The sequence below is a fragment of the Aliterella atlantica CENA595 genome, from assembly GCF_000952155.1.
Lineage (GTDB): Bacteria > Cyanobacteriota > Cyanobacteriia > Cyanobacteriales > Chroococcidiopsidaceae > Aliterella > Aliterella atlantica.
The window spans coordinates 63,377-84,129 of the sequence record NZ_JYON01000014.1; the positions used below are offsets into that span (position 1 = coordinate 63,377).

Here is a 20,753-nt window from a genome sequence, read left to right on the forward strand (position 1 = left end):
GCTGCAACTGCATTTCATCAAATAAGGTCTTGCCTGGTGACAAAATCAAACAACAATGAATCATGGTTCGCTCCCCTTTTCCGCCTCGTCGGTTACGGCTTATTAGCATTGTCTATATTCGACATTATTGATATTTTCGTACCGTCGCTGTTTACAAACCCCGCCTGGGAATTTCAGACAGTAAGAAGTTTAGTTGAGCGAGTACCTGTACCTTTGCTAGGTGCAGTGTTAGTGTTCTCTGGAGAAAAAAGCCTCCGCGTCTTCAAGTTCTTGTCTTGGGCTTGTCTAGGCGCTGGATTGCTATTTATCTTGTTAGTACCTTTAGGATTGAGCGCTAGTTTCAGACTCAACCAGCAATTGACGGCTCAAGTCAATCCGCAGGTAGCTCAACTACAACAGTTACAAGGAGTCCTCAATAAAGCAACAACACCCGCAGAAATTCAAAGCGTGCTTACGCGCATTAATCCCCAAGCTGGGGGCGTATCTGCCCAAGATTTACCACAAGTCAAAAGTAAACTGCTATCGCAAATAGCTGAAAGGCAAAAGCAATTAAACGCCCAAACAGCAACAGAGCGCTCGAACGCCCAGAGGGTTTTGATTAAAAATGCAGTCAAATCGCTTTTAGGTGCTGCGGTTTCTGGAACTATATTTATCATGCTGTGGCAGCGGACTAACAAAGCTTTAAAAGCAAATCGCCAAAGAGAGAGAACAGGAACGGTCTAATTTGTTAAGTTAGTAGTAGCACATAACTTAAAGAAAATTTATGCGATCGCCGATTATTAGTCAGGTTAAATCGCTGCTATTACTAACTATTGGCTGGAGTGCGGCGATGTTTGTCAAACCCGCACCGCCGCTAATCGCCCAAACTCCTAATATTCCCCAACCGACAAATGCGCCTTTGGAGTTGAGTTTGCTTGCGCCTAATGCTCCGAAGCAAGGTGTAGTTACAGCAAATACGATCTCGCAGAAGCAATTAACTATTCCTAGTTTGTGGTGGGCAAGAGAACAGTTTGGCGGCAAATTGCTAGATAACTGGCTAGCTTACCCCAGTCAAGGAAATTCGCCCCCGCGCGTAGACTTGATTGTAAATAGGCAAATTTGGAGCTTGCTTGATTACGTAGAGCGCTACGAGTTTGTCAATAGTTTGGGTAGCGTAGCTAGAGACTACGGATACAATGTCAGAGTATTTAACTATCAACAAGAACTATTAGCAACTTATACTTGTAACTTCAATATTAAACCTAGCTTGTGCAGCATGGATAATTTGGATGCTACAGGTAAAGCTAGATTGAGCGGTTCTACTAAGCGCCTATAACAGTGACCAAATAATTCGTAATTCGTAATTCGTAATTTAAGCAACTTACAAGCCGAGCGAGCTTTTTAAAGATAGAATGCTCTACCTACTACTAACTGGTAAAGCCGCCATACCCTTACAAAATTGCACTTTTCCAAAGTTCGTCGTATTGCTGCTGAGTTTCTGGAGATAGAGGGAGCAGAAATTCGCTGCGCTCAAAAACTTCTGGTGCAACTAACAATAGATTTCTTAGTCCTTCTTGAATATCTCCAGCATTAATATTTAATGGTAGAGGCGATGCAGCTTTACTGAGTACGGCAATTTGTTTTTGACTTGGCTGTTGCCAACAAAAATCGATCCATTGAGAAACTAAGGAATTATTAGCCTTACTTTTTGCAGGGCTTACCCATGTATCAGCCCAGATTGCTGTCCCTGCTTGCGGTACAACAGCAGCAATTTCTTGATAGCGTTGAATCACAGGAATAACATCTGTTGACCAACCTACAGCTACCCAAGTATCGCCTAATATTAGCGGCTCCATATAGCGATCGGAACTATAAACCTTAGTTTGCTTATGTAGGGCTGATAATTGTTTATCTAGTTGCGGAACTTGCTGTAAATCCTTGGTGTTGTAAGAGTAGCCAAGTTTTTTTAAAGTTAGCCCAATTACTTCGCGCGGTTGATTGAGTAAGGAAATGCGCCCTTGCAGTTCTTTGCGCCACAAGTCTTCCCAATTAGTCGGTGTCCAACCTAGCGATTGCATTTTCTGACGATTGTAAGCAATTACGGTACTACCCCAACGATAAGGAGCCGCCCAAATTTTCCCCTGCGGATCGATAAAGCCTTGTTCGTTGCGCCTGACTAAATTTTGCCAACGGCTAGGCAACTTAGACCACTGCGGTAAATTTTCTATTGCCAAAGGTTGAATTAAGTTTTGGGCGATCGCATTTTGCAACCAAAAATCCCCTAAAGTAACTAAATCAGCAACTTGTGGCGGCTTAGGGTTAATTAAAGGAACGGCTGGAAGTTGCCAATTGCCATCTTTTGTTGGTGGTTGCTTGTGCCACAACTGCAATAAATCTAAGACAGCCTTGAATTGCTCGACGGGTACGAAATCTAAATTAGCGCTTTGTTTGAGTTGGCGGCGAAATTGCTCCAATAATTGAGCGGGAATAGAGCCTTTTAAAACTTGTACTTGCAGCCTTTGTCGCTCTTGGGAGCTACAACCTGCAAGTATTTGTCCTAGCGCTGCTCCCGTACCAAGTAAAAATGTCCTGCGATCCATAGTTATTAAACGCTCTGCCGCCTTTCTACACCAAAACCAATCAAATCAATCGTACTTGGTATTTCTCCTGGTTGGGGGCGCTCGTAGGTGACAATCGTCCGCAATCTCACATCAGGCGCTATTAGTCTCATTTGATCGACAGCTACAGAACGCCGATAATAAGTCGTCATCTCTAAAGTTTGCCTTACAGCTTGGTAGCTAAACCTGCCTGCGATCGCTCCTGCTTCAGAATAGCCCTCATTTCGCAAATAAAAACCTTGTATTAACTCTGTTTCCCTATTTACTTGTGCTGTTAAGGGAGGCGGTGGCACTTCGATATTAGCTTGTTTGGGGATATGAGTATCGGGAACGAACAATGCCTGGAGACTCATTGAGACAGTTTCGCCTTTTTCTGATTGCGTATCAAAAGCGATCGCAAATCCAGGAAATGCGTCTTGCTGTTCCATCAATTTTGCTGTATCAGTACCAAAATTACTCAACACAGATTGCTGCAAAATTTCCTGTTTTTGGGCTGGAGTAATTAACTCAACGCGAAATTCTGTGTAAGACCTTTCTATTTCTGCCTCTTGCAGGGAATGGTATATTCTTTCGGTCTTCCATACACCAGTACAACTATCAAAAAATTTACTAAAATTTAGCATTGTTCTCTTACATTTTCTTTGAGCTATTTTTTGTCTGTTGAGCTACCAAAAATTTTCTGTTACTCCTACTCAACATAGAAAATATCGTCTATTAAGCAGTCGTTACAATTGCTACTCTATTTTAAAAGATTTAAGCGCCCAGTTTGCTGCTTTTTGGCTGCTTGTCAAATTCGTAACTACGTAGTTATATCAAATTACGCGCGCTGGAATTTAAGCAATAGTCGGCAAAAATGAGAATAAAAACTAATTTTTGGCTTTAAATCATGTTTAATTTAACTAAAGTACATATATTAGCTATTTGCTGCTTAAGATTAGTATTTACTTTTGTTTAGAATTGATTATTAAAGTATCTCTATAAAAATAAAAATATTAATAGTTAAATGATTCATAAGCCGAGTAAACTTTGTCAAATCATTGTTTAGGATATAGAGAATAAGTTGCTAAAAGCAGTGAGGCTAGAGTATGGAGCCATTACAAAAACAGGTCATCACTTTAAGTCATAAAGTAGATGCCCTGTATGAAGTTGTAGATCAATTAAATGTCAAAGTTGCCGATGCTTTGTCAGAGTGCCGTTTAACGCCCGTACAAGAAACAAAAAGCGATCGCATTGCCGAAGGAACAGGGCGTTATCCTACCTTGGGATATAGCAACTACAAACAAACTATCGAACACAAAGACGTACTTACGGACAATAGTGCCACTGAAGGACACAATAAATCTGGTGAAAAAGAGTTGTCCCCAGAAATTCAAATCCGCCGCCTGACAGCACAGCTAACAGCAGCCTACAATCGGATTGCGGCTCTAGAAGAACAACTACTCGCCCAAAGAATCCACTAAGTTATGGAGTGTGGCGGGAAAAATTAATTTTGAATTGTTAATAGTTCGCGTCTAGCCATCAAAGCCTCAATTGCTTGCAGCAGTTCAAATTGCTGCCAATTTTTTGCCAGATGCGCGGCAATGCAAGCCCCTCCTGCGCCCATACCTTCCTTGACAAAACCTTGTTCGTAAGCTTGCAATTGCTGATATCTAGAGGTAGCAAAACTTAGCTGGGTGGCTAAAAGAGGTACGTTACCAATCGCCTGTGCTAACTTTACAGTATTTCCCGTAGGATCTTCTGCTACCCAGCGCGTAGTTCCTACTACTACTGCTTCTGGCTGCCAGGTTAAGTTATAAGCGCGAGCAAGAGATTGAATTAAAGCATGAACAGCCAACATTTGCGTACCGCCAGCTAGTAAAACACCGCAGTAGCGGCTAGCGGCGATCGTCATTCCTGCCACTACTATTTGCATTGGATCGCCCACAGCAGCCACAATTTGCATCGGATCGGACGATATTGCCTTTTTGAGTCCAGATTGGACTACATCCCATTTTTGGCTGTGGTTGCAAACTGGGTGACTGCTATTAACTTTTCCTTGTGCTGCAATACCTAAAGCAGTAAGTACAGCTAAAGCTGTAGTAGTTCCACCGACAACGCATTCACCAATAATTAAGTATCTGTTTGCTAGGTTTTTTGCTAATTTTTCTCCCCAAAATAAGCCTTGACAGAAAAGATGCTTGACAGTGCCTAATTCTAAAGCGCAACCGCTACTCAAGCATAAAGCTTGCCTTCCGCCTAAATCGATAGTAGGGACGACAGGCATTTGCGGCAATCCAGCATTAAATAAATATAGAGGCAAAGATAAACTTTCAACTACAGCGCGAGAAATTAGTACAGGCGAAGCGCCAGCAGCCAAGGGTGGTAAAGGGTACTGAGGTTGAGAGCAAGCACCATTGTAGAGAAATTCTGCATCAGCTAAACAAGTGTATTTGCGATCTTGGGGAGTAGCGCCAGCCGCAGAGATTCCAGGAATCAAGCCAGTCTCAGTAAAGCCTAAAACACAAGCAAATACAGGTAAACTACCGCGATAGTTCTGCAACCAGCGATCGCCTACATCTAACTGACTATAAACGCGAATCATTGTAGACAATATTGTTTTTCTTCCCTGCGGTTTTTTAGACGTAGCAGTGCTACGTCTCTACATCGCCTTCGTAATCCATTAATACTTGTACCCAGTAGGGCGGGCGCGGAATTGGATTACCTAAACGATCTAATAGAAACCACGCTACTAAATGTACTGCAAATAGGTAAAGAATATTGTTGACAAATACTATGGCGATCGCTAGTGCTTCTACTAAAAATACGCTTGGTTGAGCTAACAATCCTAGCTTGAGAAACGCCCATTCCAGCAAATTTGTGACTTGGGTAATTGAGTAAACCCACAAATCTTCACCCGATAGGACTAGCAGCAACCAGAGGCGAAAAAACACCCCAAATGCCCCTAACAGCGTCGCTAAAGCGATGGAAACAATCCAAGGCGAACGACGTTTCCAAACAGCACCTAGCAGCACTCCCATCAAGGCGTAAGGGACAACATAAGTAATACTACGCGTAGGTCCCATAAGTACCGAAAGCAATAGCCCAGAAACTAATGCTGCCATCCAAGCCGCACGATTGCCCCAACGCAGGTATAGTAGAGCGATCGGTACTGGGAAAAATATTTGCAATACTGGTCCCAAAGGGAAGTAGTAGTTAATAAAATAAATTAGACTTGCCGCACTAGCTAAAAATGCTGTTTCTACCATTTTTAAAGGCGGAGCGGTTCTAAGATGCGGTTCTAAAAAGTTATCTTGCTTTTCTTGCGATCGCTCGATAGGTGGATCGGCTTGAGAAGAGGAAAAATCGCTCATGGAGTATTTGTAAGTCTTTCTCAAGTCTACTCGTTAAACCTGCCGTTAGGGAAAAGCTAGAGAATTACAAGTGCAGTTGAGTTATGGCGATTTTGCCAGAAAAGCAAACATCAACATCAGTTCCAGGGGCGCGATCGCGTTTGGCATATTCCCCTACATAATAAAAATTATCGCCTTCTACTCGATAATTTGCTGGTAATGGTCGGGTACAAGGCTGACAAAATACTATTTCTGGATCTAGATCTTGCGGTTCTAAATGCGGTAAATTGACATTCCAATATGTCCCTGGTTCTACTGGGCGCGTAAGTAAGTCATTTAATACGCTAGCAGTCCATCTCGCAGCCGTATCCCAATCAACGTTACGCTTGCCTTTACGGTAGTGAGAAATAGCAATTCCTAGCACGCCATGAAAAGCTGCTTCTCTTACTGCTGCAACTGTTCCTGAGATGTAGACATCAGCGCCCATATTACCCCCAGCGTTGATACCTGAAAGCACAACTTTTGCTTCTGGGCAAATATGTGTCAAAGCTAGGCGCGTACAATCGGCGGGAGTACCTGCGATCGCATATTCATTATCCGAACGGCGGCGAACGTGAATTGCTGTTGTGGTAGTAACTTGATGTCCGCAACCTGATAAATGATCTCTAGGAGCCGCAACTATTACTTTTTGCCCGTTTACAGCTTTCAGCAGCGCTTTAATTCCTGGAGCATCTATGCCATCGTCGTTAGTTAAAATTAACGTCATAAAAAGTCATCGAACAAAGGTGAAGGGCAAAGAGCTTTTATAGCACTGATTTTTTAGCATATCTGTAAATTTAGAGTTTGCGATCGCGCTCCTCTCTACAAAATTGGGGCGATCGCAACTTGCTACAATGCAACAACTAGGAATTTTTTAATTTACAAACGTACTTTTATGACAAATTTGACTGCAGCTACAGATTTATCGACAGATGATTATCTAGTTCTTGGGCTGGCTACTTGCTTTGTTAAAGAAGATGGCGAAGTTCATGAAGTTCAAGTAATCGAAGCTATTCCCTCAGCAGCTTTAGAAGCGATTGTTAAAGGTATTCCTACTTCCTACAAGCTAGCTTACGCTACTACTGTAGGCGAAGTAATTGCTGGCGATACTCCTCAAAAACCCGCAGGTTTTCCCGAATCAGCGCAGTTTAGTGACGAATTTGTCGCTAGAGCGATCGCTGCTGCTCGTACCTACAAGCGGCGCGAAGTTGCTCAAGCTCATATTCCAGTAGGTACAACCCGCGATGACTTTAAATACTCCACAGAACGCAAGCGCGTGTTAAATATGAGCCGCGTTGTTACCAAAGAAGACAACGTAAAACAGCACTCTCATACTCATAAGGTGTTGTAAAAAAAGACAGGCTACTTCTAGCCTGTCCCCAAAAAAGTTAATTAAAACCAATTCAAAAAATTATCTAAAACCAACTGCTGCTTGCCAAACAAAAGCTAACAGCAAGAAAAATACTGGAATAATGGGCAGAACGTCTACTAACGGATTAAAAATCGCGTAGGCTTCTGGTAGTTTTGCTAACAACAGTGCGGCTTCCATCTATTTTTATCTCAACAACACAGCTTTCAGAATTGAAATGCATCTTAACATAAAAGTGCTATCGATTCACCTGCGATCTCATTCTGCATCTAGCAAATTATCTGTAGGTGCAGTCAGTCGCAAGGCGGCAATGCGCGCATTGTTACCCCATGACTAGCGATGCTGCGCCTTTTTTTGTTCTCCATTGATAAATTAAGGGGCTTGAAACCATAAATTACGAATTACGAATTACGAATTACGAATTATCTGTAGGTGCAAGCCAATCCTCGAAATCTGTAGCAAAACGATCGCTCAATATACTGTCGCGAATTTTTTGGGTAAACCCAACTAGCTCGGTAATGTTATGAATGCTTAAAAGAGTATAAGCCAGGATTTCTTGCGATCGCACTAAATGAGATATATAAGCGCGGGTAAAATTCTGGCAAGCATAACAAGGACAAGTCGCATCTAAAGGCGTAAAATCTGCTCGAAATTGGGCATTTTTGAGATTCCAGCGTTCGCCTTGTACTAAAGCCGCGCCGTGTCTGGCTAGACGAGTGGGAATCACGCAATCGAATAAGTCTATACCTGATGCGATCGCTTGTGCCATTTCTCTATAAGTACCTACACCCATTAGATACCGAGGTTTATCGAGTGGTAGTAATGGCGTTGTCGCCGCAACAATTTTGGCGATCAGTTCTGGCGGTTCTCCGACACTCACGCCACCGATAGCATAACCAGGCAAATTTAGGGCTGCTAGCGCCTCAGCAGCAGTCGCTCTTAAGTCCAAATGCACCCCACCTTGGACAATGCCAAATAACGCTTGATCGGGGCGATTGTGGGCGACAATACACCGCTCTAGCCAGCGATAGGTGCGATCGCAAGCAGCCTGAACTTCTCCCCTGGTAGCTGGGTACGGCGGACACTCGTCAAACGCCATAATTACATCTGCACCCAGAATATTTTGAATCTGAATCGAAAGCTCTGGCGTAAAGTTAATAATTTCTCCGCCATGAGGAGAGCGAAATACTACGCCTGCTTCGGAAATTTTCCGCATTTGACTCAAGCTAAAAACTTGAAAGCCGCCTGAATCAGTAAGCATGGGACCTTGCCAACCCATGAAAGCGTGCAACCCTCCAGCTTGCCCGACAATCGACTCTCCAGGCTGCAAATGCAGGTGATAAGTGTTAGATAACACCATTTGCGCCCCTGTTTCTTGTAGTTGCTTGGGCGTAATGGTTTTGACATTGGCTAGCGTACCTACAGGCATAAATCGGGGAGTTTCTACCACTCCATGAGGCGTATAAAATACACCTACCCGCGCTTTAGTCTCGCTACAGTTAGCCAAGGCTTGAAAAGAAAAATCTGCCATCAAAAATAATCGTCGTTACCGTCCGATCAACCTTAGTTTAAAGGAGTTAATAAGTATAGTTTTTCATTTAAAACGGACAAGTCCCATCATCATCTATTTCGGCATCCCACTTAGCTGATAGTACCTGATCCATCATTGCTTCCAAACTGCTAGCGTTCAACGTGCGCGTAACTCGCTCTTGCAACGGTGTAGAAAGGGGAATTAGCGTTAAGCAAGCACTATCTTGGATTAATTCAAAGTAAGTTTCTTGTTCGGTAGATTGCTTTAGTTCTAGATAATCAAAACTAGCTAAATTTAGATAGAGGGCTTGATTGGCAATGAGAGTAGACTGTTGTGGGTTAGTAAAAACCTCAATCACATCACCTTCTCCTTGGCTTTGTAACTTGCCTTCTTGAGTATAGACATAACGGACGCGCCCTAAATCGGCAAGCAGTCGTCCCATGTCTATCTTGTTAACAATGATTCCAGTGTTAACAATACATGGAGCAGGTAGCCTCGTGTCGGAGCGATGGTCACTCATAATAAAACAGCCTCTAAGCGGAAATAGTCTGATGTTGGCAGATAAACACAATTTGACAAGCACAAATCCTAAGTTACATAGGCTTTGCAGCATATAGAGCGGGGCAAGAACTATTTTGTTAGCTCCTGCCTTTATCCTCGATACGTTGAACCTAACTTACCAAGTCTTACACAAGAAAAACCGTTAAAACTTTAATCGGCTTGATTTAAGGCTAGAAGCTAGCTAGCAAACAAGATTAATGTACTTACAAAAAGTTACAGTTAAAAAGCAGCCTACGACACAATATTATCTCAAGTTTGGCAATTTGCTGGCGATCGCCGCTAGCAAAAATTCACCCCAAGCAATTTAACGGTAAAGTAACAACAAACGTTGTACCAACACCAACTTCACTTTCTAGCTCAATAGTACCGCCGTGTAAATCTATAGACTTTTTCACGATCGCAAGTCCCAACCCCGTACCGGAAATTGTGCCGACATTACTAGCGCGATGAAACGAGTCAAACAGTTTTTTTTGTTCGTTTTCGGGAATCCCAATGCCGCAATCTCGGACGTGGAAAATAGCTGTTTTTAGGTTGCATTCCAACTCAAGGCTAATTTCTCCGCCTTGAGGCGAGTATTTGACAGCGTTGACGAGCAAGTTGCTGAAAATATGGCGCAGCAACTTTTCATCCATTTGGGCTAAAGCGCGATCGCATTGGCTACCAAAAGTAATTTTGTGTTTGTCAGTTGTAATTTGGACTTCATCTACTAAATCGAGACAAAAATGAACTAAGTCTAATGCAGCAGGTTGGAATTCTAGCTTTTGGGCTTCTGCTTTGCCAATTAATAAGACATCCTCCAATAGTTCAGTCATGCGTTTGACGGCTGTTTGAATCCGCCAAAAATGTTGCATTTTCTTCTCGTCGCTCCACTTAAAACTGTACTTTTGCAGTAGCTCTGCTGAAGATAAAATCGTAGTTAAGGGCGTGCGAAATTCGTGGGAAGTCATAGTTACAAAGCGAGACTTGAGTTCGCCTAATTCCTTTTCTTTAGCTAGAGCGTGGAGTATATCTGCTTCTGCTCGTTTGCGATCGGTAATGTCACGAATCAAAGCCATTACTTCATCTTCGGCGCTGACAACGATTCTTGCCTCATAATCGTGCAGCTTTTCATCTAGGTGTAACTGGTATTCAAAAACTTGCACTTCGCTAGTAGAAAAAGCTTTTGTAATATGGTGCATAGTTGGTTCGGCAATTTCTTGAGGCATAACCTCATAGACGTTTTTACCTAAAAAGAGGTCGGGAGGCAGCAGTAAATCGCCATCTTTGGCAGCTTTGTAGTTGACGTACACGCCTTCTCGATTAAGGCGAAACATTAAATCTGGCATGGCATTAATCAAGGCGCGATTTGTTGCCAAGCTAGAGCGTAAGGCTAACTCTGCTTGTCTGCGTTCGGTAATATCGCGCACGATCGCGCAAAAAACCTGGCGATCGTTGTAAAAGATACAATTTATATTCACTTCCGCCCATACCAGAGAATTATCTTTACGGCGGTGTGGTGCTTCAGCAATAAAGCAATGTTGCTGTTGCGAAACGAGCAAAGCATTATCATCAATTATTTGGCGATCGAGAGCAACTAGATCGTAAAGATTAAGTTGCAGTAGCTCATCGCAGGTATAACCAAGCCAGCGAGCAAATGCAGCATTAGTTTGCAGTATGCGTTTAGTAGCAATATCTATAAGAAAAATTCCCTCAGATGTTTGCTCGACTACAGCGCGGTAACGTTCTTCACTTTCTTTGAGGGATGATTCTGCTCGCTTGCGCTGCATCAGTGTATCTAAGGCAGTTGCAACTGTAGAAACAAGCTCTACTTGTCTTTTATCTTCGGGGCAAGAAATCAATGTGAAAAATACTAAAACAGCCAAAACTTCTGGTTTCCGCTCTTGACTCGATTGTGCAACAATTGGTACTCCAAAGCCTGCTTTGATGCCGACTTTTTTGGCTGACAAGGCTCTTAAGAAAATATTATCTCCTTGACTGGAAACATCCTCAATCCACTCCGGTTGCTGCGATGCCCAAACACGCCCTGGTAAGTCAACTTTAGAGCCGAAGGTTATGTTTTGGCTATCTGTTCTAAATTCTGCTAATTTTGGGCTGCTACTGTACCATGAAGGGCTGCAAATCAAAGTTTGACCTTGAGGAATCCAAGCTTCGCCAAAACTCCAGCCAGTAAATTCACACACTTGTTGCAAAGCGACTCCTAGTGCTGAGTGAAAGTCTGGCGATTCGCTAATTGCTTGAGTCATTGCTTGCAGCAGTCGAACTTCTTGCTCTGCTTTTTGGCGTTCGATTATTTCTCTTGTTAGTTGAGCGGTGCGTTCCTCGACGCGAATTTCTAGTTGTTCGTGTAGTTGTTTGCGATCGCTAATATCTTCTACAGTCCCCTCATAATAAATTGCGCCACTAGCATCTTTAACAGCGCGTACGTTCTCGCAAATCCAAATTACGCTACCATCTCGCCTATAAACTTTGGACTCGAATCCCAAAACTGCACCATTTTGTTGCATCAGGCAAATAAACTCTTGACGGCGATGGGAGTCTACATACAATTGTTGATTTATATCTGTTACCTCAGCTATCAATACTTGCGGCGACTCGTAGCCGTAAATTCTTGCTAAGGCTGGATTCGCACTAATATATTTGCCGTCGATTGTGGTTTGAAAAATTCCTTCTGTGGCATTTTCAAAGATACTGCGATACTTTGCTTCTGCTTGTCTTAGTCCTGCTTGCGAATCCTTGAGTTTTGTAATATCAGTAATAAAACCTTCTAAACTTAGCAAAGTTCCCGATTCACCGAACACGCCGCTACCTTTTTCCCACAACCACTTATACTCACCGGATTTAGTTTTAATGCGATACTCTACAACGTAGGGCTGCTTGTTTTCAACTGCGGTATTAATAGTTTGGAGAACGTTGGGTAAATCTTCAGGATGGGTAATGGCGTTATAACCTCCTTGAATTCCTACTAATTCAGAACTGTGGTAGCCAGTGAGATTAAAGCAACCTTCGCTGAGGTAAATCATCGACCAATGAGGATCGTTATTACAGGAATAGACAATTCCTGGTAAAGAGTCGATTAAAGTAGCTAGTCGGCGTTGGCTTTCAGCAAGGGCGACTTCGATCTGCAAGCGACGAGCGACAAAGGCAGCTTGCAGTGCTAGTCCAAGGATAACTAAGGTAGTAATACCAATTGCTAGTGCTAGATCTAAATGCTCTTGAGTATATTGTCCGATCGCGCTAGGATTGTCTGCTTGCCAGGATACTGCGCTCATACCTATATAATGCAGTCCGGCGATCGCGCTGACCATAATGAAGACGCTAGCACTCTTGCGCCAAAAAGTTGCGCTCGCATCTTTGCGCCGTTGAAAAGTTAGCCATAATGCTGCGTAAGAGCCAACGATCGCTACTAATACAGATAAAACTACCAATCGGCGATTGTATGTAATTTCTGCCTCTAGTTGCATTGCTGCCATGCCAACGTAATGCATTAGCGCGATCGCACTGCCCATTATGCTACCACTAGCCCAAAACTGAAGTTTTCCTAAATACTCATGGCTAATTATGTAAAGTGACAGCCCAGCTACAAAAATGGCTATAACTAATGAAGCAAATACCACCCAACTGTTATATGCTACGGCAGTTGGTAGTTTGTAGGCGAGCATGGCAATGAAGTGTAGCGACCATATCCCACTTCCCATTGCTACTGCTCCACCAGCAAGCCAAAGTTTACGCCCTCGCTCGGCGGCGGCTGTAACTCTTCCTGCCAGAGTTAAAGCTGTTAGAGAGGAAATAATCGCAATTATTATCGAAAGGATAACTAAAGAGAGATCGTAAGTCGGTAGCATGGATGAAAAGTACAGTTGTAATCTGTGTTTTTGTCCCAACGTAATACATTAGTGTTTGTCAGTTTAATCGTGTCTGAAGTCTCTGCTCGGATAAACAAAGGTACTTCTGTTGGCAAGCTAATAATTGACAATGTTGGCAATCCAGTTAAGGTAGCTGCTAAATTTCCCACTATCATCAACTGATATAGTTGCCGAACGCCTCAGTTTTATTACTTAATTTTTAGAAATAAAAATAAATATGCGGCAAAAAACAACGAAAGCTGACAAATAGCAATAGAGAAATAGTATGAAAACAGGTTGGTGCTGTTGGTGGAGAAAACTTAGTTTAGAACTAATGGCAGCGATCGCTTTCTATACTTGTATTCCCATCCCCTTCACAAATTTGGACTTTCAGCTTGTAGCGCGTTTTGCGCCGTTAGTTGGGTTAATTATTGGCGCAATTTTAGGCATACTCGATTTAGGTCTGCAATCGATCGGCGTTCCAGTGCTAACCAATAGCGTTTTAGTAGTTGCGTGCTGGATACTCATCACTGGTGGGTTGCATTTGGACGGGGTAATGGATACAGCAGACGGGCTAGCTGTTCAAGATCGGCAGAGGCGATTGCAAGTAATGTCAGATAGTGCTACAGGTGCTTTTGGGGCAATGGCTGCGATCGCTCTTTTACTCATCAAAACTGCGGCTTTGACTGAATTACATAGCTACCGTTGGTTGATATTAATGGCTGCTTGTGGCTGGGGACGCTATGGACAACAACTAGCAATACTTAAATATCTTTATCTCAAATCCACTGGTAAAGGTGCATTTCACAAAGCCGCTGTCCGTTCGTATTGGGATTTATTACCTAGCTTATTGTTATTGCTGGGTTTGAGCGCTTTGCCAATATTCTTAGGTAGCGATCGCTTTTCTTTGTACATGGCTGTTGGAGGAATAGCGATCGCTTTTTTGACAGGCGCTTGGTTCAATCGCCAGCTAGGCGGGCATACAGGCGACACCTACGGGGCTGTCGTAGAATGGACAGAAGCATTGTATTTGTGTTTGTTAACAACCGTAGAGACATAGCACTGCTACGTCTCTACAATATCCCTACGCAGGTCGCAAACGGGTAACTTTGAGGCGAAAATTGCCTACACCTGTTTCGCCAAAAGCCCGAACGCGGACGACATAAGTACCTGTAGCTTTAATCCGCGTAAATAATAAAGAATTTGTAGTTCCGTCGGGTCCGTCATCGTTCTCTGAGATTGTTGTCCCGTCTGCTGCTAGCAACATGACCATTGCATCGAAGCTATCTGAAGTTAGATCGATCGCTACATTGTCGCCTTTTGTAAACTTGACTAAATAATCGCGAGCAAATCCCCCTTGTCCTGTAGGGATATCATTTTCTGTTAATTGGTCTCTGACTTCATTGCTAGGAGGTAAAGCAACAGGATTGTAAAGCTTGTTTTGAGCTACGGCTGAATATGTTGCGCCAATTGCGATCGTAAGTAATGAAGTGGGAATTATCAACAGGCGGCTTAACCCAGATATACAAGCTTTGACGATCATGCACAGTTACTCAATTACAATTTTTGCTGATTAGACTTCTTACAAAAGTAGGCAACACTCTGTAGATTGGCAATTCTATCCCCCTGTTGTCCCCCTTGTATGTTGAATTGTAGACTTATGCAAAAGGTCTACTGCCTTTGGCTAGTGGCGATCGCTACCATACCATACACTGCAATACCTTGTTGTTGTAGCGTTTGAGCGGCTTGGCGGGCTGTTGCGCCTGTGGTGTAAATATCATCTAGTAATAGAACCCTGTTGGTTGGCTGGTGCTGGCAAAATTTCGGGCTTAATTTAAACGCCATTGCCAAATTTTGTTCGCGTTGTAAGGGAGATAATTTAAATTGTGCCTCGGTATCTTGCTGACGCTCCAAACCATGTTGCCATTTAAGTCCTGTAACTTCACAAAAACTTTGAGCTAAGAGCAAGGCTTGATTGTAACCGCGCTGTTTTTGTTTGTTGATATGCAAGGGAATAGGTACGACAATTAACCCAGATCGAGCAAATTGAGATTGTAGCCAAGTTTGGGCTAACCGAGTGCCTAAAGGACGTGCTAGCTGCGGCTGGTTGTCATATTTGAGTGCGGCGATCGCTCTTTTTAAAGTGCCGTGATAATTTCCCCAAACAAATATTGGTATTTCCTGTTTGAGGAAACTACGATCGCTAGGTAGACGGCATTTTTGAATTTGCCTAGTGCAATCTAAACAAAGTTCCGCATTGGTAGGGCGATCGCATAAGGGACAATTAGACTTGAGAAATATATTTAACAGGTTCCTAGTCCAAATTGCCATGACCAAATAATTCGTAATTCGTAATTCGTAATTCGTAATTTAAGAAACTTACAAGCCCCTTAATTTATCGCATTGCCGCTTTGCGGCTTGACTAATTTGCCAGCTTGCACTTATAAGACAATTTTAATGGCACGATCGTACTGGGTGATCGTGCCATCAATAAAATGCTTTTATCTGCTACAGAGGTACTACATCTTGCCTTTTTGCATTACTTCTTGGAGGTGATGGCGCAGTTCTTCAGCTTGCTGCATATCTTGCTGTTGCAGTTTTTGGAACAACTCAACGCAAGGTTGAGACTGCATTTGCTGGGCATCTTGAATGTATGTTTCGTAAGCTTTCAGGGCTTCGGCTTTGTGTTTTAAGGCTGTGAGCAGATCGTACTCTAGGTTGCTCATGGCTCGCTGATTTTCGGTAGCTTGCATAAAAATCATCTCCGATCGAATTGCTAACTCTGTTTTGGCTCACTACAGTTAGGCAATTCATCTGCCGATTAGAAGATATAATTATGTGCTTGCCGATACCAAAAATAAGTTTGTAACTGCACATTTTTTGCTTAACGTGGATATTGATTCTATTTTGCAAACCTATCAAAGGTTTGGCGTTCATCTTGGTTTGGAGCGAATTAGGCGATTGCTAGCTAATTTGGGCAATCCTCACGAAAAAGTCCCAACGATTCATGTGGCTGGAACTAATGGTAAAGGTTCTGTCTGTGCTTACTTGTCTTCGGTGCTAAGTTGCGCTGGCTATCGCGTTGGACGCTATACATCGCCGCATTTGGTAGATTGGAACGAACGTATTTGCTTAAACGAACAGCCGATTTCAACAGCTAAGTTGCAAAGCTTGCTAGCAGAAGTTGAAAGGGCGATCGCACCAGATACCGAAACGCCGACTCAGTTTGAGGTGATTACTGCTGCTGCTTGGTTGTATTTTGCCCAAAGTCAGGTAGACGTGGCTGTAGTTGAGGTGGGCTTGGGTGGGCGTTTGGATGCTACTAATGTGGTGGATAATCCGCTTGTTGCTGTTATAACTTCGATTAGTCGCGAACATTGGCAGCAATTAGGTCCGACTTTGGCTGATATTGCTAGAGAAAAAGCGGGCATTCTTAAGCCTGGTTGTTGGGCTGTGGTGGGACAATTGCCTAGTGAAGCTGAAGCTGTGGTAAGGGCGCGGATTGAGGAATTGGATTGTGCTGCTGTTTGGGTAGAGTCGGCTAGGGAGTTAAGAACCGCGAAGCCGCGTACGCAAAGGATAGTGGAGTATAAGGGGGTAGAGTTTGTTTTGCCTTTGGCTGGGGAAATGCAGTTGAGTAATTCGGCTGTGGCGATCGCTACAATCCAAGTTTTGCAGCAAAATGGGTGGCAAATTGCGCCAGATGCGATCGCGCTGGGGATGGCAAATACTCGCTGGCTAGGTCGCGTTCAATGGACTAGCTGGCACGATTGCGACTTGTTGGTTGATGGCGCTCATAATCCGGCTGCGGCTCAATATCTGCGTCAGTATGTTGATGGTTTAGCTGCTAAGTCGGTTACTTGGGTGATGGGTATGTTGGCGACCAAAGACCATGCTGATATTTTTAGAGCTTTGTTGCGAGATGACGATTTATTACACTTGGTTCCAGTACCAGACCATAGTTCGGCAGATCCGCAAGTTTTAGCTAGTCTGGCTAAAGATATCTGCCCGAATATATTTAAATGCGAGGTGCATAAGGATCTAAATAGCGCTTTAGAGGCTGCTGTTGCAGCGTCAGAGCCTCTTGTCGTGCTGTGTGGTTCTCTTTATCTAGTTGGGCATTTTTTCAAGTCTTATTCGCCTTTATAAGCAGCATTTAAAAAAGCCTAACCTCAGCTTGTGTAAGGTTAGGCTATATACTACTGTCAACTTAGTTTTTAAACTGTTACTGATTGAGTCAAGGCTTCGCTAAGTATTGCTGCTTTGTCTGTTTGCTCCCAAGGTAGCTCTAAGTCTGTACGCCCAAAATGACCGTAGGCTGCTACGTCTTGGTAGAAGCGTCCGCCTCGTTCGCCTGGGATTTGACGCAGGTTAAAGGCATGGATGATTCCTGCTGGGCGCAGTTCAAAGTGCTGTTTGACTAACTCTAACAAGCGATCGTCGTCTATTTTGCCTGTACCGAAGGTTTCTACTAAGATGCTGACTGGTCTTGCTACTCCGATCGCATAACTTAGCTGGACTTCGCACTTTTCGGCGAGTCCTGCAGCAACGATGTTTTTGGCTACGTAACGGCAAGCATAAGCAGCGCTACGATCTACTTTTGTGGGATCTTTGCCAGAAAATGCGCCGCCACCATGTCGGGAGTAACCACCGTATGTATCGACAATAATTTTGCGTCCTGTTAGCCCTGAGTCGCCTTGCGGTCCGCCGACAACAAATTTTCCGGTCGGATTGACCAAAAATCGGGTCTGCTCGTCAGGCTTGATGTCACAGTCAGCAAATACAGGCTCGACTACTGCTGCCCATAGGTCTTCTTTAATTTTTGCTTGAACTGCTTCTTGTTCGCTAATGTCGCCAATATTAGCTGTATGTTGGGTGGAAACTAAGATAGTATCGATCCCTACTGGTTTACCATCTTCATAAGTTACAGTAACTTGAGTTTTCCCGTCTGGGCGCAGGTAAGGCAATTGACCTGTTTTCCGAACTGCTGCTAAACGACGAGCAATTCTCTGTGCGAGGCTGATAGGCAAAGGCATTAGTTCGGGAGTTTCGTTGCAAGCAAACCCAAACATTAAGCCTTGATCGCCTGCACCAATGGCATCAAATTGTTCGTCGCTGTCTTGTTCTCGGCTTTCTTGGGCGGTGTTAACGCCTTGGGCAATGTCTGGAGATTGTTCGTCTAATGCAACTAAGACTGAGCAACTATTGGCACAAAAACCATTTTCGGCTTCTGTATAACCAATGTCAGCAATTTTTTTACGAGCTAGGTCTACATAATTAACTTGAGCTTTGGTGGTAATTTCACCAGTAATTAAAACTAAGCCTGTATTGACTACAACTTCTGCCGCTACTCGGCTAGTTGGATCTTGGGTTAATAGTGCATCTAAAATAGTGTCGGAAATTTGATCGCAGATTTTATCAGGATGACCTTCTGTAACTGATTCGGACGTAAATAAATAGCGACGAGACAAGGGCAATTCCTCCTTGGGACTTGGCTAGTAATTATAAGGGTAAATTCTGGCTATTATAACTGTGTTAGCTCGTTTGCTGAGAATATTTAAGCAGGCTTTACAACAACTTGATTTCTTCTAGGTGGGAAATTACTACATCTGCCGATCGCAAATGCGCTGCTGTTTGATGCCAGTAAATGCCTATACACCCTGCTGCACCTGCTTGGCGCGCCATTTCTATATCGCCGATTGAATCGCCTACCATTAATGTCTGACGCGGTTCTACGCCTAAATTTTGGCAAGCTTGAATAAATAAGGCTGGATCTGGTTTGCTCAGTCCTCCTGCATCTACTCCCATCTGCAATTGAATATAATCGTCTAGTTGGTGGGTTTGGACAAAATTGCGAACTCTAGCGGTAGAGGCAGCGGAAAGAATACCCAGTTTTAAGCCTGCTTCTGATAAATATTTAAGTACCTCTAAGCTACCAATAAATAAAGGCGAAGCTGTAGTTCCGATCGCTTTGTCGGCTTCAGCAAAGGCATGACGAGCAATTTCTAAGGCTTCTAGCCATCCTCTACCAGTTTCGGCGATGTAGGCGGCGGCGGCAATTTGCGATTCGTAGCGGCTTGCTACTGCGAGTAGTCCTGTAGGATCGAGTTTATCGCCATTAATACCAAATGCCATTAACAAAGGTTCTCCCGTACCGGGAATTTGGGCATCGATCAGGCGCGATCGCTTTTGTCCTAAGCTACGAATGTAGTTTTCTGAATCTTCTAACGTGCCGTCTTTATCAAAGATAATTGCCTGAATGTTTGTAAATTGCACGTTTTTACAGACTATATTTACCAAAAATCACCTCTTATCAAGAAAAAAAGAGGGAATTTCCCTCTTAAACCAACTAAAAATATTACATTGCTCTATTCTTCAATGGCTGCAGGTATTTCCTCTTCAATAGCTGCGGGGGTTTCCTCTGCAATGGCTGCTGACGGAATATCTTCTTCAACTGCTGACGGAATATCTTCTTCCACCGCTGACGGGATATCTTCGAGCGATTCTTCCTCAGTTAGAGTAATACCTTGCTGTTTGGCAATCATTTGTTCGCGATACTTAGCTGCCATTTCTTCCGCGCGATCGAAGACTAACTGCCGATCTTTGATCATATCGCCTGGTTCTGGCTCTAATTGCTTGGTAGAGAGAGAAATACGTCCTCTTTCTGCATCCAAGTCAATAATCATAACTTTCAACTCATCATTGACGTTGAAGACGCTATGCGGGGTATCGATATGATCGTGAGAGATTTCGGAAATGTGTAGTAGTCCGCTCACGCCACCAATATCGATGAACGCACCGTAAGGCTTGATCCCGCGTACTGTACCAATTACTACTTCGCCGACTTCCAAACGGTTCATCTTGCGCTCTACTAAAGCACGACGATGGCTGAGAACTAGGCGGTTGCGATCTTCATCTACTTCCAAAAATTTTAGCGGTAGTTCTTCGCCTAACAAATCTTCTTTAGGTTTGCGGGTGCTGATGTGCGAACCAGGAATAAATCCGCGCAAGCCTTCAATTCTTACCAACGCACCGCCGCGATTGGTGGCAAATACAGCCGATCGCACTGTAGCATCTTCTGTTTGCAGTTGTCTGACGCGCTCCCAGGCACGCATATACTCGATGCGACGAATCGAAAGCGTTAGCTGTCCGTCTTCGTTTTCATCAGTGAGAATAAAAAATTCTCTTGTTTCGTTAGATTGTAAAACTTCTTCTGGGGCATCTACCCGATTAATCGACATTTCCTGAATGGGAATGTAAGCTGCTGTTTTAGCACCAATGTCAATCAGAGCGCCTCGCGGCTCGATACTAAATACTGTACCTGCGACGACATCTCCTGGACTAAAGTGATAATCATACTTGTCGAGCAGCGCCGCAAAATCGTCGTGAGTAAAGCCGATGTCTAAGGTTGATTGTTTCTGATTGACCATGCTTATGTTTTCCTGATAGTCTCCGTATTTTTTGCCTCCTACGATGCATCTGCAC

General features: G+C 43.5%; 21 protein-coding genes. 6 read left to right on the plus strand and 15 right to left on the minus strand.

Going from position 1 to position 20,753, the window contains the following annotated elements; genetic code table 11:
• The first annotated feature begins 36 nt into the window (after nucleotides 1-36).
• Entirely contained in the window at nucleotides 37-723 is a 687-nt protein-coding gene (gene hpsJ-A / locus UH38_RS14115; protein ID WP_045055308.1) for an HpsJ-like protein, cyanoexosortase A-associated, read from the plus strand.
• Between the two features lie 40 nt (nucleotides 724-763).
• The gene (locus UH38_RS14120) at nucleotides 764-1,315 is read left to right on the plus strand and encodes a hypothetical protein (protein ID WP_045055309.1); all 552 of its coding nucleotides are present in this window, start codon (nucleotides 764-766) and stop codon (nucleotides 1,313-1,315) included.
• A 115-nt stretch (nucleotides 1,316-1,430) separates the two neighbouring features.
• Here the strand turns inward: UH38_RS14120 and UH38_RS14125 are convergent, their stop codons facing one another.
• Together UH38_RS14125 and UH38_RS14130 are read right to left on the minus strand one after the other, a co-directional pair.
• Nucleotides 1,431-2,579, minus strand: coding sequence for an extracellular solute-binding protein (locus UH38_RS14125; RefSeq protein WP_045055310.1), 1,149 nt, complete (start codon nucleotides 2,577-2,579; stop codon nucleotides 1,431-1,433).
• Between the two features lie 5 nt (nucleotides 2,580-2,584).
• Entirely contained in the window at nucleotides 2,585-3,220 is a 636-nt protein-coding gene (locus tag UH38_RS14130) for a phycobiliprotein lyase (RefSeq protein ID WP_045055311.1), read from the minus strand.
• A gap of 462 nt (nucleotides 3,221-3,682) precedes the next feature.
• Here UH38_RS14130 and UH38_RS14135 point away from each other — a divergent pair, with 462 nt between their 5' ends.
• Nucleotides 3,683-4,057, plus strand: a complete 375-nt coding sequence (locus tag UH38_RS14135; protein ID WP_045055312.1) for a hypothetical protein — start codon at nucleotides 3,683-3,685, stop codon at nucleotides 4,055-4,057.
• Between the two features lie 23 nt (nucleotides 4,058-4,080).
• Here UH38_RS14135 and cobT read toward each other — a convergent pair whose 3' ends face one another.
• The 3 genes from cobT to surE form a co-directional block, all read right to left on the minus strand.
• Entirely contained in the window at nucleotides 4,081-5,178 is a 1,098-nt protein-coding gene (gene cobT / locus UH38_RS14140) for a nicotinate mononucleotide-dependent phosphoribosyltransferase CobT (protein WP_045055313.1), read from the minus strand.
• 49 nt (nucleotides 5,179-5,227) lie between these two features.
• Nucleotides 5,228-5,947, minus strand: coding sequence for a DUF2232 domain-containing protein (locus UH38_RS14145; RefSeq protein WP_082065389.1), 720 nt, complete (start codon nucleotides 5,945-5,947; stop codon nucleotides 5,228-5,230).
• Nucleotides 5,948-6,011: 64 nt separating this feature from the next.
• Nucleotides 6,012-6,692: a 5'/3'-nucleotidase SurE gene (gene surE / locus UH38_RS14150; protein WP_045055314.1), complete on the minus strand. Its 681-nt coding sequence runs from the start codon at nucleotides 6,690-6,692 to the stop codon at nucleotides 6,012-6,014.
• Nucleotides 6,693-6,860: 168 nt separating this feature from the next.
• Here surE and UH38_RS14155 point away from each other — a divergent pair, with 168 nt between their 5' ends.
• The gene (locus UH38_RS14155) at nucleotides 6,861-7,316 is read left to right on the plus strand and encodes a hypothetical protein (RefSeq protein ID WP_045055315.1); all 456 of its coding nucleotides are present in this window, start codon (nucleotides 6,861-6,863) and stop codon (nucleotides 7,314-7,316) included.
• A gap of 60 nt (nucleotides 7,317-7,376) precedes the next feature.
• Here the strand turns inward: UH38_RS14155 and UH38_RS14160 are convergent, their stop codons facing one another.
• The 4 genes from UH38_RS14160 to UH38_RS24875 all read right to left on the minus strand — a co-directional run bounded on the left by UH38_RS14160 (nucleotide 7,377) and on the right by UH38_RS24875 (nucleotide 13,268).
• Nucleotides 7,377-7,514 carry a photosystem II reaction center protein K gene (locus tag UH38_RS14160; protein ID WP_045055316.1) on the minus strand — a complete coding sequence of 46 codons (138 nt, stop codon included), beginning with the start codon at nucleotides 7,512-7,514 and terminating at the stop codon, nucleotides 7,377-7,379.
• Between the two features lie 235 nt (nucleotides 7,515-7,749).
• Nucleotides 7,750-8,865 carry a tRNA guanosine(34) transglycosylase Tgt gene (gene tgt, locus UH38_RS14165; protein ID WP_045055317.1) on the minus strand — a complete coding sequence of 372 codons (1,116 nt, stop codon included), beginning with the start codon at nucleotides 8,863-8,865 and terminating at the stop codon, nucleotides 7,750-7,752.
• A gap of 67 nt (nucleotides 8,866-8,932) precedes the next feature.
• On the minus strand, nucleotides 8,933-9,385 hold the full coding sequence (locus UH38_RS14170; protein WP_045055376.1) for a hypothetical protein: 453 nt from the start codon (nucleotides 9,383-9,385) through the stop codon (nucleotides 8,933-8,935).
• 331 nt (nucleotides 9,386-9,716) lie between these two features.
• Complete coding sequence (locus UH38_RS24875) at nucleotides 9,717-13,268, minus strand: PAS domain S-box protein (RefSeq protein ID WP_052672388.1); 3,552 nt, start codon at nucleotides 13,266-13,268, stop codon at nucleotides 9,717-9,719.
• 286 nt (nucleotides 13,269-13,554) lie between these two features.
• Between UH38_RS24875 and cobS the strand changes: the two genes are divergently transcribed.
• A complete protein-coding gene (gene cobS, locus UH38_RS14180; RefSeq protein ID WP_045055318.1) occupies nucleotides 13,555-14,328 on the plus strand; it encodes an adenosylcobinamide-GDP ribazoletransferase in 774 nt (257 codons plus the stop codon).
• A 24-nt stretch (nucleotides 14,329-14,352) separates the two neighbouring features.
• Here cobS and UH38_RS14185 read toward each other — a convergent pair whose 3' ends face one another.
• The 3 genes from UH38_RS14185 to UH38_RS14195 all read right to left on the minus strand — a co-directional run bounded on the left by UH38_RS14185 (nucleotide 14,353) and on the right by UH38_RS14195 (nucleotide 16,021).
• Nucleotides 14,353-14,811, minus strand: coding sequence for a PPC domain-containing protein (locus UH38_RS14185; RefSeq protein ID WP_045055319.1), 459 nt, complete (start codon nucleotides 14,809-14,811; stop codon nucleotides 14,353-14,355).
• Nucleotides 14,812-14,939: 128 nt separating this feature from the next.
• Nucleotides 14,940-15,599, minus strand: coding sequence for a ComF family protein (locus UH38_RS14190; RefSeq protein ID WP_045055320.1), 660 nt, complete (start codon nucleotides 15,597-15,599; stop codon nucleotides 14,940-14,942).
• A gap of 188 nt (nucleotides 15,600-15,787) precedes the next feature.
• On the minus strand, nucleotides 15,788-16,021 hold the full coding sequence (locus tag UH38_RS14195) for a hypothetical protein (protein WP_045055378.1): 234 nt from the start codon (nucleotides 16,019-16,021) through the stop codon (nucleotides 15,788-15,790).
• 136 nt (nucleotides 16,022-16,157) lie between these two features.
• Here UH38_RS14195 and UH38_RS14200 point away from each other — a divergent pair, with 136 nt between their 5' ends.
• A complete protein-coding gene (locus UH38_RS14200) occupies nucleotides 16,158-17,417 on the plus strand; it encodes a bifunctional folylpolyglutamate synthase/dihydrofolate synthase (RefSeq protein ID WP_045055379.1) in 1,260 nt (419 codons plus the stop codon).
• Nucleotides 17,418-17,485: 68 nt separating this feature from the next.
• Here the strand turns inward: UH38_RS14200 and metK are convergent, their stop codons facing one another.
• The 3 genes from metK to UH38_RS14215 form a co-directional block, all read right to left on the minus strand.
• Nucleotides 17,486-18,739 (minus strand): methionine adenosyltransferase, encoded by a 1,254-nt coding sequence (gene metK, locus UH38_RS14205; protein WP_045055321.1) that lies wholly within the window; start codon nucleotides 18,737-18,739, stop codon nucleotides 17,486-17,488.
• Nucleotides 18,740-18,836: 97 nt separating this feature from the next.
• Nucleotides 18,837-19,568, minus strand: a complete 732-nt coding sequence (locus UH38_RS14210; RefSeq protein ID WP_045055322.1) for an HAD family hydrolase — start codon at nucleotides 19,566-19,568, stop codon at nucleotides 18,837-18,839.
• Between the two features lie 68 nt (nucleotides 19,569-19,636).
• Entirely contained in the window at nucleotides 19,637-20,698 is a 1,062-nt protein-coding gene (locus tag UH38_RS14215; protein WP_045055323.1) for a 30S ribosomal protein S1, read from the minus strand.
• Between the last annotated feature and the right edge of the window lie 55 nt (nucleotides 20,699-20,753).